Source organism: Epilithonimonas sp. UC225_85 (assembly GCF_042695135.1).
GTDB lineage: Bacteria > Bacteroidota > Bacteroidia > Flavobacteriales > Weeksellaceae > Epilithonimonas.
Genome location: NZ_CP170547.1, coordinates 3,264,450 through 3,281,888, shown reverse-complemented (window position 1 = coordinate 3,281,888; position 17,439 = coordinate 3,264,450). Strand labels below are relative to the sequence as shown.

Here is a 17,439-nt window from a genome sequence, read left to right as displayed (position 1 = left end):
ACAAATACAAGGAAAAGTTTAATTTTGCAAAATGAAGAATTTTAGAGGGCAAGAGTTTTTTGCTTTGATCTACAGACTTTTTTTGGTTTTTTTCTTTTATCAGATCGCAAGATTGCTGTTTTGGTTTTTCAACAGAGATCTTATAAAAGTTGACGGGATATCAGAATATTTCAAACTTTCGTATTACGGAACTGCGTTTGATACGACTGCGATTTTGTACGTGAATTCCGTTTTTATTTTACTAAGTATCATCCCGATTGTTATTAATACAAAGAAAAGTTATCAGAAATTCCTTTTCTGTTGGTATTTTATCACAAACGGAATAACGTATGCTTTCAATTTTGGAGATATTATTTATTACAGATTCAGCCTGGCGAGATTGACTTCGGCGGCATTTTCTGTTGCGAAAAATGAAAATAATATTGGTAAAGTTTTTCTGAATGCGGTATTTCAAAATCCTTTTGTACTGATTTCTTTTATTATTATCATTTATTTGTGGATTTTCCTTTATAAAAACGTTAAAATCACGGAAGAAAAACCGAAGAATCTGATTGTTTATTTTGTATCTTCTGTTGTGTTCTTATGCTTGACAACGCTTTTGGTAGTTGGAGGAATCCGTGGTGATTTCAAACATTCCACCAGACCGATTAATTTGGTTGATGCTAATAAACATGTCAGCAATCCACTTCAGGGAAATCTTGTCCTTAATAGCGTTTTCTCATTTTTCAGAACGATTAATACCAATAATTTTAAGCTCGTTCATTTTGTGGATGAGAAATTCATTAACCAAGAAATTAAACCTTATAAATTATACGAAAGGAAGCTTGAACAGAAACCGAATGTCGTCATTTTCATTATGGAAAGTTTCGGGAAAGAATATTCCGGAGCTTTCAACAGGAATACAAAGATCAAAGATTTTGTTTCCTACACACCATTTTTGGACAGTTTGGCTAATGAAAGTCTGATTTTTACCAATGCTTTTGCAAACGGCAGACAATCTATTCACGGGATGAGCTCTGTTCTTGCCGGAATCCCAAGTTTGACAGATGCTTTTACTAGTTCACCTTATTCCAATCAGAAAATCCAGTCGATTGTTTCGGTTTGTAATGATTTGGGCTACGATACCAGTTTTTATCATGGCGCACCGAATGGTTCTATGGGATTTCAGGGATTTGGTAATATCTTGGGTTTCAAACATTACTTCGGTAAAAACGAATATAATAATGATAAGGATTTTGATGGAATGTGGGCAATCTGGGATGAACCTTTTTTTCAATATTTTGCAAAGAATATTGGGAAAAAGCAACCTTTTATGGCAACACTGTTTTCGGCTTCGTCTCACGATCCGTTCAAAGTTCCGGAGAAATATCAGAGTAAGTTCAAATCCGGACCATTGCAAATCCACGTTCCTATTCAATATACAGATTATGCGTTGAAGAAATTTTTCGAAACTGCGAGCAGGCAACCTTGGTATCAAAATACGATTTTCGTTATCACTGCAGATCATACCAATCAAATCTATTATCCCGAATACCAACAGGCGATGAACAGATTTGCGATTCCACTATTGTTTTTCTCTCCGAATCCAAAATATAATCTGAAAGGGATTGACGAAAGATTTGCACAACAAATTGATATATATCCAACTTTAACAGATCTTATTGGTTATAATGAAAGAATAAGAAGCTGGGGCAGAAGTCTGGTTTCAGATAAGAAAGAAGATTATATGATTGTGAATTCTGATGCTATCAATGAGCAGATGATCATCGGAAATTATATTTATATTTTTAATGGAAAAGAAGTCATTGCAATTTATGATAAAACAGACCTTGCTATGTCAAAAAATCTTTTGAGTAAGAATCTTAATGCTGAACAAAAACTCGGAATCGAAAAAACGAAAGCCTGGTATCAGGATTATATGGATCGCGTGATCAACAGAAAACTGTATTAAAATAGACTGTTTAATATTTGAAATTTCTGCAGATCTGCTTTATTTATGCTTTGGATAGTAAAAAATACTTGTTTGTTTAAAAAAAAATGATATTTTTATCAATATTAATTTAACGTTAACAACATAAGCTCATCAAACAACAAACAAATTAAAAATAAAAGACAATGAACAAATTACTTTTAACATTTGCCTTATCATTTATCGGCATTTTATCATTTGCTCAAATCGAAGGAAAATGGAAAACCATCGATGATGAAACAGGGAAACCAAAATCCATCGTAGAAATCTGGAAAAAAGCAGATGGTAAATATTACGGAAAAATTTCCCAATTACTTATAAAGCCAGAACATGCAACTTGTGTAGAATGTAAAGATGACCGTAAAAACAAAGCACTTCTTGGAATGGAAATCATTCGAGGTCTGAAAAAAGAAGGCAGCGAATTTACCGGTGGAACAATTACAGATCCTAAAAACGGAAAATCTTATAAATGTACCATTACAAAAGACGGCGACAAGCTGAATGTAAGAGGTTATATGGGAATTTCTTTAATTGGCAGAACTCAGACTTGGCTAAAAGCTGACTAACCAATCTTTATGATAAATGACAGGCTTCCGGATGGAAGCCTTTTTTGTTATGCAGATAATAAAAAAATTAATACTTTTGTATTTCGAAATTTAACAAAGAACATTTTCATAATCAATTTATCAAATGAAAGAATATACATTTCGTGAAGTAATTGCTCAGGCTATGAGCGAAGAAATGCGTAAAGACGAATCCATTTTTCTTGTAGGAGAAGAAGTTGCAGAATACAACGGAGCTTATAAAGCTTCCAAAGGTATGCTGGACGAATTTGGTGAAAAAAGAATCATCGATGCGCCAATTGCAGAACTTGGTTTTACAGGGATAGCCGTAGGAGCGGCTATGAACGGAAACCGTCCGATCGTAGAATATATGACTTTCAATTTCTCTTTGGTTGCTATTGATCAGATCATCAACAACGCTGCGAAAATGTACCAAATGACAGGTGGACAATGGAATATTCCAATCGTTTTCCGTGGACCGACAGGTTCAGCAGGTCAGTTGGGAGCAACTCACTCTCAGGCTTTCGAAAGCTGGTACGCCAACTGCCCGGGTCTTAAAGTGATCATTCCTTCCAATCCTTACGATGCAAAAGGACTTTTAAAGTCAGCTATTCAGGACAACGATCCGGTTATCTTTATGGAGTCTGAGCAGATGTATGGCGACAAAATGGAAATTCCTGAAGAAGAATATTACATCCCAATTGGAAAAGCAGACATCAAGAAAGAAGGAAAAGATGTAACATTGGTTTCTTGGGGCAAAATTATGAAAGTAGCTTTACAAGCTGCAGAAGATTTGGAGAAAGAAGGAATCTCTGTAGAAGTGATCGACCTTAGAACGATCCGTCCTTTGGATTACGACACCATTTTTGAGTCCGTTAAGAAAACCAATAGATTGGTGATTCTTGAAGAATCTTGGCCATTTGCAAGCATCTCAACCGAGATCACTTACATGGTTCAGCAGAAAGCATTCGATTATTTGGATGCGCCGATCAAGAGAATCACAACGCCAGATGCATCAGCGCCATATTCCGCGCCATTGTTTGCAGAATGGTTCCCGAAAGTGGAAAAAGTGAAAGAAGAGATTAAAAACGCTCTTTACATCAAAGCATAAAACAAAACTCCCGGATTCATTCGGGAGTTTTTTTATAGAATATTTCAGGAGCTTAATCCCGCTTTCCGCTGCAATCTTTTTTACCGACGATTTCAGTTTAAATAAAACCCGCAGACCAGGCAAAAAAGGATTTCCACTTCAAAACGAAGTTTCGACGATTCCTTAAAAAAAATAAAAATTAATGAGTCAATCGGGGCTAGGGGTTTTGTCATCCTATCAACAAGATAGATAAGAACAAACTTAAAGTAAATTTCTAATCTTAAAAATTTGCTCATTCTGCAAGAAATTTGAAAATATTTGCTGGGCGTTAGCGCCTTTGCAAACCTCAAAAATATTTTCAATAATATCAAAAAATCTTTGCAGACTTTGCGTTTAATACTATTTCTAGAATAATTGTCAAATTAATTTTCTTAAAATAACTCCCCCAAAATTTGCGAATTAATAAATAATTCCTATTTTTGCAATCCAAAATGAGATGTAATATATGTTAATAATTCCAGTAAAAGACGGAGAGTCTATCGACAGAGCTTTAAAAAAGTATAAAAGAAAATTTGATAAAACACGTGTTGTCAAAGAATTAAGAGGTAGACAACAGTTTATCAAACCTTCTGTAACTTTGAGACAGGCAAAACTTAAAGCAGCTCACAAACAGAGAAATCTAAGCAAAGAAGAACAAGCTTAAGTTCTTTTTCAGCAAAATATAACAAAAATCACTTCCGAATTTCTATATTTGGAAGTGATTTTGCATTTATAGACTTATGATAGAAAGATTCCTGGATTATATTGCTGTAGAAAAAAGATATTCTCCGCACACGCTTACCAATTACAAAAAAGATCTGTCAGATTTTTCAGCCTTTGTTTTGAAAACAGAAGAGAGTGAAGATATTGTTCACATCCATAAAAAAGTGGTTAAAAATTTCATTGTTGATCTGAGCAATTCCGGACTTAGCAAGAGAAGTATCAACAGGAAATTATCATCGCTTCGCAGTTTTTATATGTTTATGCTTCGGCTGGAGGAGATAAAAGTTTCGCCAATGGAAACGATCGATTCACTCAAGTTTTATGCAGAAAAAAGAATTCCTTTCTCAATAGAAGAAATGGATCTGATGAAAACCGAGATCGAGGAGAAGGGGCAAATGACGCTTCTGGAAAAACTAATCATAGAAACCCTTTACCAAACCGGAATAAGAAAAGCCGAGCTTTGCAATCTCCTGCTTACAAACGTCGATTTTTCCAAAAAAGAAATATTAGTTGTGGGAAAAGGAAATAAGGCCAGAATAATCCCGATAGCGGACGAATTACTTTCAGATTACAAAACCTATCTTGAGATCAGATCAGCAGATTCTGAAAACCAACATTATTTTTTCGTTAATAAAAAAGGAAAAAAACTAGGCGAAAAATTTGTTTATGTAGTCGTTAATAGGTACTTTAGTAATGTCACTTCTAAACAAAAAAGAAGCCCTCATATTTTGAGACATACATTTGCAACCCACATTCTGAATGAAGGAGCAGAGATATCAAAGGTTCAGAATTTGATGGGACATTCCAGTTTGGCAAGTACACAAGTCTACACAAGTGCAAATATTGAAAAATTGAAAGAGGTTTATAGAAATTCGCACCCGAGAGAACAAAATAAAACTAATAAAGAGAAATAATATGGAATGATTTTTACTTTTTTATTGTTTAACCATTTAAAACAGATGTTATGAAGATTACAATTCAGACTGCAGGTGTTACACCGCACGAACCATTAAAAGAAAGAATTGAAAAAAAATTAGGCAAACTGGAGACCTTTTACGACAAAATTGTAGAGTCGGCAGTTTACCTTAAAGTTGAAAATACTACAGAAAAATCAAATAAAACAACAGAGCTTGTTGTGAAAGTCCCGGGTGATGACATTGTCGTAAAAAAGACATGTGCCACTTTTGAAGAAAGTTTGGACGAATGTGTTGATACAGCTAAGAAACTGTTAATCAAGAAAAAAGAATTGGCTTAGAAAAATAATTTAAAAAAACTTTAAAAATATTTGTAGGTTTCAGAAAAACTCCCTTATATTTGCACTCGCAAAACGGAAACAACCGCGTTGCAGAAAAAAGAAAGTTCTTTTGAAATCTATTTGCCTCCATAGCTCAGCTGGCCAGAGCACGTGATTTGTAATCTCGGGGTCGTGGGTTCGAATCCCTCTGGAGGCTCATTTATAAAAATACTGGGGAGATACCAGAGCGGTCAAATGGGGCTGACTGTAACTCAGCTGCTTCGGCTACGTAGGTTCGAATCCTGCTCTCCCCACTTTTTATAAAATTTGCAAGTTCGAAATTTATGTTTAAATTTGCATACGTTAACCAACCTTTTTTGGAAACAAAAATTGCGAAAGTAGCTCAGTTGGTAGAGCGTCAGCCTTCCAAGCTGAATGTCGCGGGTTCGACCCCCGTCTTTCGCTCAAAATCACAAACCTTTATGGAATGTGATTTTTTTTTAGGCCGACTTAGCTCAGTGGTAGAGTGCTTCCTTGGTAAGGAAGAGGTCACGGGTTCAAATCCCGTAGTTGGCTCAAGATCCCGAATAACTTCGGGATTTTTTTATGGGTGCATTTACCTAAATATCATATTTAATTCATAAATTTGCAGTCAAAATATTTGTGTTTATAATAAAGTCCAATAATTGAATTTCAAAATTTTAAATTTTTAACAAAATTATTTTTGATATTCAAAAAATCGCTATATTTGCAAACCGAAAAAAATAAATAATTAATTAATAAATATTAAATCATGGCAAAGGAAACGTTTAATCGTAACAAACCCCACTTGAACATTGGTACTATTGGTCACGTTGACCATGGTAAAACTACACTTACAGCTGCAATCAGTAAAGTGTTATCTGATAAAGGATTCGGAACAGCAAGAGATTTCTCTTCTATCGATTCTGCACCAGAAGAAAAAGAAAGAGGTATCACTATCAATACTGCTCACATTGAGTACGAAACTGCTAACAGACACTACGCTCACGTTGACTGTCCAGGTCACGCGGATTACGTAAAAAACATGGTTACAGGTGCTGCTCAAATGGATGGAGCTATCCTTGTAGTAGCTGCAACTGACGGACCAATGCCTCAAACTAGAGAGCACATCTTGCTTTGTCGTCAGGTAAATGTACCTAACGTACTTGTTTTTATGAACAAAGTAGATATGGTAGATGATGAGGAATTATTAGAATTAGTAGAATTAGAGATCAGAGATCTTTTATCTTCTTACGAATATGACGGAGACAACGCTCCAATCATCCAAGGTTCTGCTTTAGGAGGATTGAACGGAGATCCAAAATGGGTTGGTAAAATCGAAGAATTGATGGATGCTGTTGATACTTGGATCGAACTTCCAGTAAGAGATCAAGATAAACCATTCTTGATGCCAATTGAAGACGTATTCTCTATTACAGGTAGAGGAACTGTTGCAACTGGTAGAATCGAGTCTGGAGTTATCAATACAGGAGATCCTGTTGATATCGTAGGTATGGGTGATGAGAAATTGACTTCTACTATTACTGGCGTTGAGATGTTCAGAAAAATCCTTGACAGAGGTGAAGCTGGAGATAACGTAGGTCTATTGTTGAGAGGTATTGAAAAAACTGACATCAAAAGAGGTATGGTTATCGCTAAGAAAGATTCTGTTAAACCACACAAAAGCTTCAAAGCTGAGGTTTATATTCTTTCTAAAGAAGAAGGAGGACGTCACACGCCTTTCCACAACAAATACAGACCTCAGTTCTACGTTAGAACAACTGACGTTACAGGTGAGATCTTCTTACCAGAAGGTGTAGAAATGGTAATGCCTGGAGATAACTTAACTATCACTGTAGAATTGTTGCAACCAATCGCTCTTAACGTAGGTCTTAGATTTGCGATCAGAGAAGGAGGTAGAACAGTAGGAGCTGGTCAGGTTACTGAAATCACAGACTAATTATCTTAATAATATAAAAAGTTCCGTAAGGAAACTTACGGGACTTTTTTAATCTACGGGCATCGTCCAATGGTAGGATACCGGTCTCCAAAACCGTTGATCTGGGTTCGAATCCTAGTGCCCGTGCAAAAAGAAAATAATGAGCTTAGTAGAATTTTTAAAAGGTTCTTACACAGAATTTAAAGATAGAGTAGAATGGCCTAAATGGTCTGAGTTACAGTCTTCAACTATTGTTGTGTCTGTGACGACTGTTATACTTGCTTTATTTACATTTGGAGTAGATTCTTTCTTCAGTGTTACGATAAAGAATTTTGTTGCAACGTTTATTAATATGTTTAACTAATTCCAATTACTTTCCTCATGAGCGAATCGAAATGGTATGTGCTGAAAGCTATTAGCGGACAGGAAAATAAAGTTAAAAACTATATTGAGAACGAGATCCAAAGATTAAACATGGATGCCTACGTCACTCAAGTAGTGATTCCTATGGAAAAAGTTATCCAGATCAGAAATGGTAAAAAAGTACCTAAAGAAAAACCGTATTATCCGGGCTATCTGATGGTAGAAGCCGATTTAGTTGGAGAAGTTCCTCACGTTATCAAAAATATTCCTGGTGTAATTTCTTTCTTAAGTCTTACAAAAGGAGGAGAGCCAGTTCCAATGAGAAAATCTGAAGTGAACAGAATGCTCGGAAGAATGGATGAGCTTTCCGAATTTGCTACAGATGTAGAAATTCCTTTCATTGTTGGAGAAAACGTAAAAGTGATCGATGGTCCTTTCAATGGATTCAACGGAACGATAGAAAAAATCCTGGAAGACAAGAAAAAAGTAGAAGTTTCTGTTCTTATTTTTGGTAGAAAGACACCAATGGAACTTAGCTTTATGCAAGTAGAAAAAGTATAATTTTTTAATACTTAATAAAATATAAACCATCCGTCTCTGGCGCGATGGTTTTTTTATTTTACCAATTCATTATTAAACTCAGTTGGCGTCTTTCCCATATACTTTTTAAATGTTCTGCTGAAGTAAGAGATGCTGTTATAACCTGTGTCATAGCAGGATTCCGAGATGCTTTTGCCTTGCAGAATCAATGTGCATGCTTTATCTATTCTATATTGGTTAATAAAATCTGTAAAAGTAATTTTGGTGGTTTTCTTGAAAAAATTACAAAAAGCGGGAAGTGTTAGGTTTACCAGATTGGCAATATCATTAATTTCAATTTCCTTATCATAGTTTTTCTCCACAAATGTAAAGATCGTTTGCAGCCTCTCCTTATTTTTGGAAATCACGGTGTGAGGCATCACTTCTTTATTTAGCAGAACATAATCCCTGGTTTCTGCAAGTTCAAACAAAATATTAAGAAGTATAAAATACCTTTTTGAATTTTCAGTTTCCAACATTTCATATAATTTTGGTAAAATTTTTCTCTTTACCTTAGGACTGAACATAATTCCCAATTGAGACTGTGTTATTAAACGGTTCAAAGACGACATTTCTTCTACTTCTTTTGGAAACCGGATAATATCTTCCCGAAACTGAACAACGATCTCCTCGTGCGGATCCAAAGAGTTAAGCCCAAATCCGGAATGCGGAATGTTTGAGCCTATCAGCACAAGATCTCCATTTGTAAAATTACTTTTATGATATCCAACGTGCCGGGTACCATTGCCGGAAATTACACAAACCAATTCCATTTCTGTATGATAATGATATTCCCATCGTAGTTCTTTTACCGGAACTTTAATATGTAAAGTGCGGAATGAACTGTTTTTATCGGCAAGTACGGTTTCAAAGTTAACCTTCATTGGTTTAATACAATATTTTCCTAAATATACTTTTTTTTATTAATGTAGTACAAGTAATGATTTACTATGTTAAATTAACGTAAACTAAACATTAATAGATTTGTAATATTATTAAACCAAATGAAAAATATTAATATAAAGGCCGTACTTTTCCTCAATTACTTTGTTTTTGCAATTTTGCTCAACTCTGTAGGAACTGTTATTTTACAGGTGCAACAGAATTTTGGTATTTCAAAATCTGCGGCAAGTATTTTAGAGGGCTTTAAAGATCTGCCGATAGCAATCTGTTCTTTTCTTCTGGCTTCTTTTTTACCTAAGATTGGCATCAAAAAGTCAATGATGATTGCGCTATTCTCAGTTAGTGTAATGTGTTTTGTGATGCCGTTTGCCAACGCTTTTTGGTTTTTCAAAATTTTATTTTGTGTCGTCGGAGTTTCTTTTGCATTGATAAAAATTTCAGTTTTTACATCCATAGGACTTATTACAGATAATGACAGAGAACACTCCAGTATTATGGGTTTTCTGGAAGGTTTTTTTATGATCGGTGTATTGGCCGGTAATATTATGTTCAGCATTTTCATAGATGATAAAGATCCTGCTTCCCGTAGCTGGCTGAATGCTTATTGGGCTTTGGGGATTTTATCAACACTGTCATTCATATTTCTTTTGTTTACAAAACTGAATGAAAGCGAAGCTAAAACTGAAAATACAAGTCTCTCTGGAGATGTTAGAAATAGTATTGGACTTTTTAGTTTGAGAAGAGTACTTTTCTTTCTGGCTTGTGCATTTTTATTTGTTTTGGTAGAGCAAAGTTTTCAAACGTGGACACCAACTTTCTATAAAGAAATTCTCAAACTTCCCACTTCTATGGCAGTGCAGGCAGGTGCAGTTCTGGCGGGTTCATTTGCATTAGGCAGATTCTTGTCTGGGTTTTTCTCGAAAAAATTCCGTTGGATTTATGTGGTTTCATTCTGCATCATCGGGTTTGCTTTGAGTATCATTATAGTGTTACCGCTTACTCAAAATATTCATTTTAGTAAAGATACAACTTGGTTCAATGCGCCTCTGGCAGTTTACATTTTTCCTTTGATGGGGATATTTTTGGCACCAATATATCCAAGCATCAACTCAGTCATTCTGGCATCAATTCCCAAATATCTTCAAAGTGCAATGGCGGGTCTTATCGTGGTATTTTCTGCAATTGGAGGGACAATTGGGTCTATGCTTACAGGATTTATTTTTCAGGAATTCAATGGACAGCAGGCGTTTTATTTGTCAATCGTGCCTTTGTCATTATTACTTATCTGCGCATTGATAATGAATAAGCAGATTATTAAAATTAAAAAATAAAAATGGACAATCAATTCTACATAAGAGATATTTACTCAATATTCGAGGCGGTTCAGAAGTCACAAATTTTTGAAGATCAGAAAGATATGGCTGATGCAATTCCGATGTATCCTATTGCTGAAATCAATAATATTTATGAAACAGAAAAGGATAAAGAAGGATTTGACCTTAAAGAGTTTGTTGTTAAATATTTTCAATTTGATCAGTCAGAATCTTCTATTCTAAGAGAAGAAACTCTGCCGATAGAAGAACATATCGAAAAGCTCTGGGACGAATTAACCAGAACAGCTTACGAAGAAAAAGGAACATTACTGAAACTTCCTAATCCTTACATCGTTCCCGGAGGTCGCTTCAATGAGTTTTTCTATTGGGACAGTTACTTTGTGATGCTTGGCTTGCAGGTTTCCGGCAGAATCGAGATGATGAAAAATATCATTGAGAACTGCGTATACCTTATCCAAAAATTTGGTTTTGTTCCTAATGCCAGCAGAACATATTTCCTAAGCCGTTCTCAGCCGCCTTATTTTTCCTTAATGCTTGATTTGTTGGCAGAATCTACAAACGATGAGAGCGTTTATTCTCAATATTTCGAAACTCTGGAAAAGGAATATAAGTTTTGGATGGATGGAGCAGAAAGTCTGGATAATAATAAAAGTTACAGAAGGGTTATCAAAACTGAAAATGGTGATATTCTTAACCGCTATTTTGATGATGAAAATAATCCACGCCCAGAAAGTTATATGATAGATATTGAAGATGAAGAAACATCCGCCAATCCTGAATTTTACAGAAATGTTCGCGCCGCTTGCGAATCGGGATGGGATTTTTCCAGCAGATGGTTTGCAGATGGTAATACAATTCAGACTATTGATACTCTTAATCTTGCTCAGGTAGACCTCAACTGTCTTCTCTGGCATTTGGAAACAACTTTGGCAAAAACATCAAATCTTCAAAACTTCGAGGAAAAACATAATTATTACAGTCAAAAATCAGAAGCCAGAAAAAAATCGATAAATAAATATTTTTGGAGTGAAATCGATAAAATCTATAAAGATTACAACATAAAATCGCAAATGCAAACTTCGTCAGAAAGCATTGCAACACTATATCCCTTGTTTTTGAACTTATCAGATCATGAGCAGGCAAAAGCCGTCTCAGAAACGATCAAAGAAAAATTTCTGAAGAAGGGAGGACTTATTACTACAACAAAAGAATCGGGACAGCAATGGGATTCTCCGAATGCCTGGGCACCATATCAATGGTTGGGTTTTGTCGCAATGAAAAATTATGGTTTCAAAGAATTGAAGACAGAAATAAAAGATAACTGGTGTTCCAATGTAGAAAGAATATATCTCAATACAGGGAAACTAATGGAAAAATACAATGCAATAGATACTACAAGTATTGCAGGAGGAGGAGAATATCCAAATCAGGACGGATTTGGGTGGACCAATGGAGTTTATATTAAGCTAAAAACACAATAAACAATAATAAACTTTACTGCTATGAGAAAAAAATCGCTCATTTTGGTTGCAGGTATTGCAACCCTCTACTTCCAGAATGCTTATGCACAGGAAGTTAAAGATTCCGTGAAAACCAATGATATCGATCAGGTTGTCATTACCGGAAACTCCAATCCGAAAAAGAAAATAGAATCCAGTACGGCTATTTCTACTTTCAGTGCAAAGGAAATTATGAAGCAAAACCCAATCAGTGCAGCTGCATTGTTGCAGAGAGTACCGGGATTTGCAGTAGAATCTTCTGGTGGTGAGGTAGGAAATAACCTATTCTCCAGAGGTATTCCTTCTGCGGGAGGTTATGAATTTGTGCAGGTTCAGGAAGACGGTTTGCCCGTTTTCGAAGATGGTGCCCTGCAGTTTGCAAACGCTGATAACTTTTTTCGTGTAGATAATACGACCGGAAGATTAGAGGCTTTGAGAGGAGGTTCAGGTTCAATCTTTGCAACCAATTCTCCGGGAGGACTTATCAACTTTATTTCCAAAGAAGGAAGCAATACTTTCAAAGGAATTGCGAAGTTGGAAACAAGTACTTATGGATTGATGCGTACTGATATTAATCTTGGTGGTGCATTGATTGATGATAAGTTATTCTTCAATGTTGGTGGTTTTTACAGAACAGATGATGGTCTAAGAAAAACAGGTTTCAAAGCTAACAACGGCGGACAGATAAGAATGAACTTGAAATATGTCTTTGACAAAGGTTATGCGAAAGTATATTACAAAAAACTGGATGACAGAAATACATTCTTCTTACCAATTCCATTGACTCAAAATGGAAATGATATCAAAGAATTCTCTGGATTTGATCCAAATTACGGAACTTACAGTTATAACTCAATCAGCCAATTGAACATTCCACAAGCTGGAGGAGGTTATTTCAAAAGAAATCTACAAGATGGAATTCATCCGAGAGTTGATGCTGTCGGAGCTGAATTCAAATATGATCTAGGTAATAATTTCTCTGTTTTGAATAAGACAAGATATACCAATATCAATATGAATTACACCGGGATTTTCCCTGCTGGCGGACCACAAACTGCAGCTGGTTTTGCTAGTGGAAAAGGAATTGTAGGAAATAATTACCAATATTCGTTAGTAAGTAATGGAACGGTTGTAAACCCTCAAAACGTTCAGCAATTAGGATTCTGGGCAATTGACAAAAAAATGAATAATTTTGTTAATGACTTACAATTCAATTATAAATTAGATAAGGGAAATGTAACGGCAGGTTTCTACAAATCCAACTGGACATCTAACCAGTACTGGAACTGGAGCAATATTCTGACTACTGCAACAGACAAACCGCAATTGCTTAATCTTGTTGATACTTCACTTAGCCCGAATGATGTGGGTTATTCAAAAACTTACAATGGTGTTACACAGATGTCTTTCTTGCTGAGAGATTCGCAGACACAAGGAAGTCTTAATGATGTTTATGCAAACTTCGAATACAATGTAACCGATAATTTGAACATTAATGTTGGAGCTCGTTACAGCCGGGATTTTTACAGAGGATATGCCGTTAATACAACTTCAGCAAATCTTAATAATTCTGGTTTGACGACTGATGGCGTTCATAGTTTTGCTACCACAACTGCAGATGATAACATGAGCGTTTTGGGAAATCAATACACCTATTGGAGATATGACATAGATAAATTGTCTTACACGGCAGCTGCAAATTATAAGATCAATACCAATAATGCAGTTTATGGTAGATTCTCACACGGATTCAGATCTCCAAATGAGGAAGCTTATTATAATTATTTTACAACTGTCAACCCTAGTCAGCCTTTAGAGCCTGTAACGACAAATCAAATTGAAGTTGGTTATAAATATTACACAAGTAACTTCAGTATTGGCGTGATTCCTTTTTATTCAACACTTAAAGATCTTTCTTTCACTGATGTATTCTCAGACGGAAGTTCAGAAAATACATTTGCTGATACCAAAAATTATGGTTTAGAGATTGAAGGAAATGCGAGACTTTTCAATAACATTTTGGATTTGACATTCAACGGAACTATTCAAAACCCTAAATATTCAGGATTGGGAGGAAGCAGTGTTTTCGAAGGAAATACTGTAAGAAGAATGCCGAAATTATATTTCAATGTAACTCCGGCGGTTAACATTACCAAAGAATGGAGAACTTATGTGAGCTATAATTATTATGGCAAACGTTTCCAAGATCAGTTGAATGTCCAGACGTTGCCCGCTTTTGGTGAAGTTGGTGCAGGAACATCTTATCAGTTAGGAAAAGTACGTTTCGGGATTGACGCCACAAATGTTTTCAATACGATTGGTATTACTGAAGGCGATCCAAGATCCGGATCTCCAAGCGGAGACGGAACAATTATGGCAAGACCAATTATGGGCGCTGCTGTAAGAGGTTCTATTACATTAGAATTTTAGATTAGATTTTTTCATACTTTTATTAGGATTCATCCCGGACTTGTTCTGGGATGTTTTTTTGTTTTAAATATATTAATAGAAATTTCTAAAAATCAATACATTCCGTTTGCTGTTTCAAAAATATTTTATACTTTTGCAATCCGAAATATAGGTCTTCTTTTATGCGAAGTGACTTATGTTGAATAATTAATGCTTCCACATTCAATTATTTATTAATCAAATCAAAACATTAAAATGGCTAAAAAAGTCTTTAAAATGGTAAAACTTCAGGTGAAAGGTGGCGCTGCCAACCCTTCTCCACCAGTAGGCCCGGCATTGGGTTCTGCAGGTGTGAACATCATGGAGTTTTGTAAACAATTCAACGGTAGAACTCAGGATAAACCTGGTCAAGTTCTTCCGGTAGTTATCACGGTGTATGAAGACAAGTCTTTTGAATTCATCATCAAAACACCTCCAGTTGCAATCCAATTATTGGAAGCTGCAAAACTGAAAAGTGGTTCTGGAGAACCTAACAGAAACAAAGTAGGTGCTGTATCTTGGGCTCAGGTTCAGAAAATTGCAGAAGACAAAATGGGAGATCTTAACTGTTTCTCAGTTCAACCTGCAATTTCTATGGTAGCCGGTACTGCTAGATCTATGGGATTGAGAGTAACAGGAACTAAACCAACTAACGCTTAAAACTTAAAGAAATGGCAAAATTGACAAAAAAGCAAAAAGAAGCTTTAAGCAAAGTGGAAAAAAATAAAATTTACAATCTTGACGAAGCGTCTGCTTTGGTAAAAGAAGTAAATTTTGCAAAATTTGACGCATCTGTAGATATCGCTGTTAGATTGGGTGTAGATCCGAGAAAAGCAAACCAAATGGTAAGAGGTGTTGTATCTCTTCCTCACGGTACTGGTAAAGATATCAAAGTTTTGGCTTTGGTAACACCGGATAAAGAAGCAGAAGCTAAAGAAGCTGGTGCAGACTATGTAGGTCTTGACGAATATTTGACTAAAATCAAAAACGGTTGGACAGATGTTGACGTTATCGTTACTATGCCGGCTGTTATGGGTAAACTAGGACCTTTGGGTAGAGTTTTAGGACCAAGAGGTCTTATGCCAAACCCTAAGTCTGGTACTGTAACTATGGATATCGGAAAAGCTGTAGCTGAGGTGAAAGCTGGTAAAATCGATTTCAAAGTAGATAAATACGGTATTATCCACGCAGGTATTGGTAAAGTATCTTTCGATGCTGCTAAAATTAAAGAGAATGCTCAGGAGTTGATCTCTACATTAGTGAAATTAAAACCAACTGCTGCTAAAGGAACTTATGTAAAAAGCATCTATATGTCTTCTACAATGAGTCCTGGAATTGCAATTGATACTAAATCTGTTAACTAATTATAATCCTTAAGACAATGACAAAAGACCAAAAAGTTGTAGCAATACAAGAGATCAAAGACTTGCTTCAGGATGCAAAAGTAGTTTATGTAGCAGATCTACAAGGTTTGAACGCTGCTAAATCATCTGATTTCAGAAGACAGGCTTTCAAACAAAATATCAAAGTAAAAGTTGTTAAAAATACATTGCTTCAAAAAGCAATGGAACAGATCGAAGGCGTAGATTATGCTGAGATGTTCGAAACTTTCAAAGGAAACTCTGCATTAATGATTGCTGAAACGGCTAACGCTCCGGCAAAATTGATCAAAGATTTCAGAAAGAAAGAAGAGAAACCAGCTCTTAAATCTGCTTTCGTTCAGGAAACTTTCTACGTTGGCGACGAAAACCTTGACGCATTAGTAAGCATCAAGTCCAGAGAAGAAATGATCGGTGAAATCATCGGATTGCTTCAGTCTCCAATCCAAAGAGTTGTTTCTGCTCTTCAAAACAAATCTGAATCTGTAGAAGCTAAAGCTGAAGAAGCGGCTCCTGCTGCAGAAGAAGCGAAGGTAGAAGAAACTCCTGCTGCTGAGGCTCCGGAAGCTCCTGCTGCAGAAAGCACAGAGGAAACTCCAAGTGCAGAATAATTACACTCAAAAAAATCAATAAATAATCAACAAAAAACATTACAACAATGTCAGATTTAAAAAATTTAGCTGAAACGCTAGTAAACTTAACAGTAAAAGACGTAAACGAATTAGCTACTATCCTTAAGGATGAGTACGGAATTGAACCAGCTGCTGCTGCAGTAGTAGTTTCTGCAGGTGGTGCAGGTGAAGCTGCTGAAGAAAAAACAGAATTCGATGTAATTCTTAAAGCTGCAGGTGCTTCTAAATTAGCTGTTGTTAAATTGGTAAAAGATTTAACTGGTGCTGGTCTTAAAGAAGCTAAAGATATGGTAGATGGTGCTCCAACTGCAATCAAACAAGCGGTATCTAAAGACGAAGCAGAAGCTCTTAAAAAACAACTTGAAGAGGCTGGTGCTGAAGTGGAATTGAAATAATTTTCAATTTTCTTTAAAAATATAAACTCCCAAACATTGTTTGGGAGTTTTTTTATTATATGATTCTGATTTGCAACGTGTAAAATAAATTTGTATATTTGCACATCTTTTGGCGCGACTTAATAATATACTTTAAATAATCGATACTCTTTCATAGTAATGGAAGGGCATTTCCTGTTTATTATATAATGAAATCAAACCTGAAGAATTAAAATATTTTGCACTACACCGTGAAAAGATATACCGGTGTTGCAGTTAGAAGAGATTTAAGAACCAAGAATCAGGAATCAAGACAAAAACTAACTGTTTTTCTATAATTTAAGCGCCAC

Annotated in this window: 17 protein-coding genes and 5 tRNA genes; 21 read left to right on the top strand and 1 reads right to left on the bottom strand. The window is 35.6% G+C overall.

The genetic code is table 11. The features are described from left to right. Positions 1-31 precede the first annotated feature (31 nt). The 14 genes from ACFJGY_RS14900 (at position 32) to nusG (ending at position 8,502) form a co-directional block, all read left to right on the top strand. Positions 32-1,951, top strand: coding sequence for an LTA synthase family protein (locus tag ACFJGY_RS14900; RefSeq protein WP_379965320.1), 1,920 nt, complete (start codon positions 32-34; stop codon positions 1,949-1,951). Positions 1,952-2,115: 164 nt separating this feature from the next. Further along, positions 2,116-2,535 carry a DUF2147 domain-containing protein gene (locus ACFJGY_RS14895; protein ID WP_379965317.1) on the top strand — a complete coding sequence of 140 codons (420 nt, stop codon included), beginning with the start codon at positions 2,116-2,118 and terminating at the stop codon, positions 2,533-2,535. Between the two features lie 124 nt (positions 2,536-2,659). After that, complete coding sequence (locus ACFJGY_RS14890) at positions 2,660-3,643, top strand: pyruvate dehydrogenase complex E1 component subunit beta (protein ID WP_379965314.1); 984 nt, start codon at positions 2,660-2,662, stop codon at positions 3,641-3,643. Positions 3,644-4,127: 484 nt separating this feature from the next. Further along, the gene (gene rpsU / locus ACFJGY_RS14885) at positions 4,128-4,325 is read left to right on the top strand and encodes a 30S ribosomal protein S21 (RefSeq protein WP_379965311.1); all 198 of its coding nucleotides are present in this window, start codon (positions 4,128-4,130) and stop codon (positions 4,323-4,325) included. 76 nt (positions 4,326-4,401) lie between these two features. Next, positions 4,402-5,298 (top strand): tyrosine-type recombinase/integrase, encoded by an 897-nt coding sequence (locus ACFJGY_RS14880; RefSeq protein ID WP_379965308.1) that lies wholly within the window; start codon positions 4,402-4,404, stop codon positions 5,296-5,298. Between the two features lie 50 nt (positions 5,299-5,348). Next, the gene (locus ACFJGY_RS14875; protein ID WP_379965305.1) at positions 5,349-5,639 is read left to right on the top strand and encodes an HPF/RaiA family ribosome-associated protein; all 291 of its coding nucleotides are present in this window, start codon (positions 5,349-5,351) and stop codon (positions 5,637-5,639) included. 122 nt (positions 5,640-5,761) lie between these two features. Then, a tRNA-Thr gene (locus tag ACFJGY_RS14870) sits at positions 5,762-5,835 on the top strand. Between the two features lie 16 nt (positions 5,836-5,851). Then, positions 5,852-5,932: transfer RNA gene (locus ACFJGY_RS14865), tRNA-Tyr, on the top strand. A 78-nt stretch (positions 5,933-6,010) separates the two neighbouring features. Further along, positions 6,011-6,083 (top strand) — tRNA-Gly (locus tag ACFJGY_RS14860). Between the two features lie 39 nt (positions 6,084-6,122). Next, positions 6,123-6,194, top strand: a tRNA-Thr gene (locus ACFJGY_RS14855). A gap of 217 nt (positions 6,195-6,411) precedes the next feature. Next, entirely contained in the window at positions 6,412-7,599 is a 1,188-nt protein-coding gene (gene tuf / locus ACFJGY_RS14850; protein WP_379965302.1) for an elongation factor Tu, read from the top strand. Between the two features lie 55 nt (positions 7,600-7,654). Further along, positions 7,655-7,725, top strand: a tRNA-Trp gene (locus ACFJGY_RS14845). Positions 7,726-7,738: 13 nt separating this feature from the next. Further along, entirely contained in the window at positions 7,739-7,942 is a 204-nt protein-coding gene (gene secE / locus ACFJGY_RS14840; protein WP_379965299.1) for a preprotein translocase subunit SecE, read from the top strand. 17 nt (positions 7,943-7,959) lie between these two features. Further along, positions 7,960-8,502, top strand: coding sequence for a transcription termination/antitermination protein NusG (gene nusG / locus ACFJGY_RS14835; protein ID WP_379965296.1), 543 nt, complete (start codon positions 7,960-7,962; stop codon positions 8,500-8,502). 53 nt (positions 8,503-8,555) lie between these two features. Here the strand turns inward: nusG and ACFJGY_RS14830 are convergent, their stop codons facing one another. Then, complete coding sequence (locus ACFJGY_RS14830) at positions 8,556-9,404, bottom strand: AraC family transcriptional regulator (protein WP_379965293.1); 849 nt, start codon at positions 9,402-9,404, stop codon at positions 8,556-8,558. Positions 9,405-9,524: 120 nt separating this feature from the next. Between ACFJGY_RS14830 and ACFJGY_RS14825 the strand changes: the two genes are divergently transcribed. The 7 genes from ACFJGY_RS14825 to rplL all read left to right on the top strand — a co-directional run bounded on the left by ACFJGY_RS14825 (position 9,525) and on the right by rplL (position 17,110). Then, on the top strand, positions 9,525-10,754 hold the full coding sequence (locus ACFJGY_RS14825) for an MFS transporter (RefSeq protein ID WP_379965290.1): 1,230 nt from the start codon (positions 9,525-9,527) through the stop codon (positions 10,752-10,754). Between the two features lie 2 nt (positions 10,755-10,756). Beyond that, positions 10,757-12,238 carry a trehalase family glycosidase gene (locus ACFJGY_RS14820; protein WP_379965287.1) on the top strand — a complete coding sequence of 494 codons (1,482 nt, stop codon included), beginning with the start codon at positions 10,757-10,759 and terminating at the stop codon, positions 12,236-12,238. Between the two features lie 21 nt (positions 12,239-12,259). Continuing rightward, complete coding sequence (locus ACFJGY_RS14815; protein WP_379965284.1) at positions 12,260-14,686, top strand: TonB-dependent receptor; 2,427 nt, start codon at positions 12,260-12,262, stop codon at positions 14,684-14,686. A 234-nt stretch (positions 14,687-14,920) separates the two neighbouring features. After that, complete coding sequence (rplK, locus tag ACFJGY_RS14810) at positions 14,921-15,364, top strand: 50S ribosomal protein L11 (RefSeq protein ID WP_379965281.1); 444 nt, start codon at positions 14,921-14,923, stop codon at positions 15,362-15,364. An 11-nt stretch (positions 15,365-15,375) separates the two neighbouring features. After that, entirely contained in the window at positions 15,376-16,068 is a 693-nt protein-coding gene (rplA, locus tag ACFJGY_RS14805; protein WP_379965278.1) for a 50S ribosomal protein L1, read from the top strand. Between the two features lie 17 nt (positions 16,069-16,085). After that, a complete protein-coding gene (rplJ, locus tag ACFJGY_RS14800) occupies positions 16,086-16,694 on the top strand; it encodes a 50S ribosomal protein L10 (protein ID WP_379965275.1) in 609 nt (202 codons plus the stop codon). Between the two features lie 47 nt (positions 16,695-16,741). Beyond that, positions 16,742-17,110 (top strand): 50S ribosomal protein L7/L12, encoded by a 369-nt coding sequence (gene rplL / locus ACFJGY_RS14795; RefSeq protein ID WP_379965272.1) that lies wholly within the window; start codon positions 16,742-16,744, stop codon positions 17,108-17,110. Positions 17,111-17,439 lie beyond the last annotated feature (329 nt).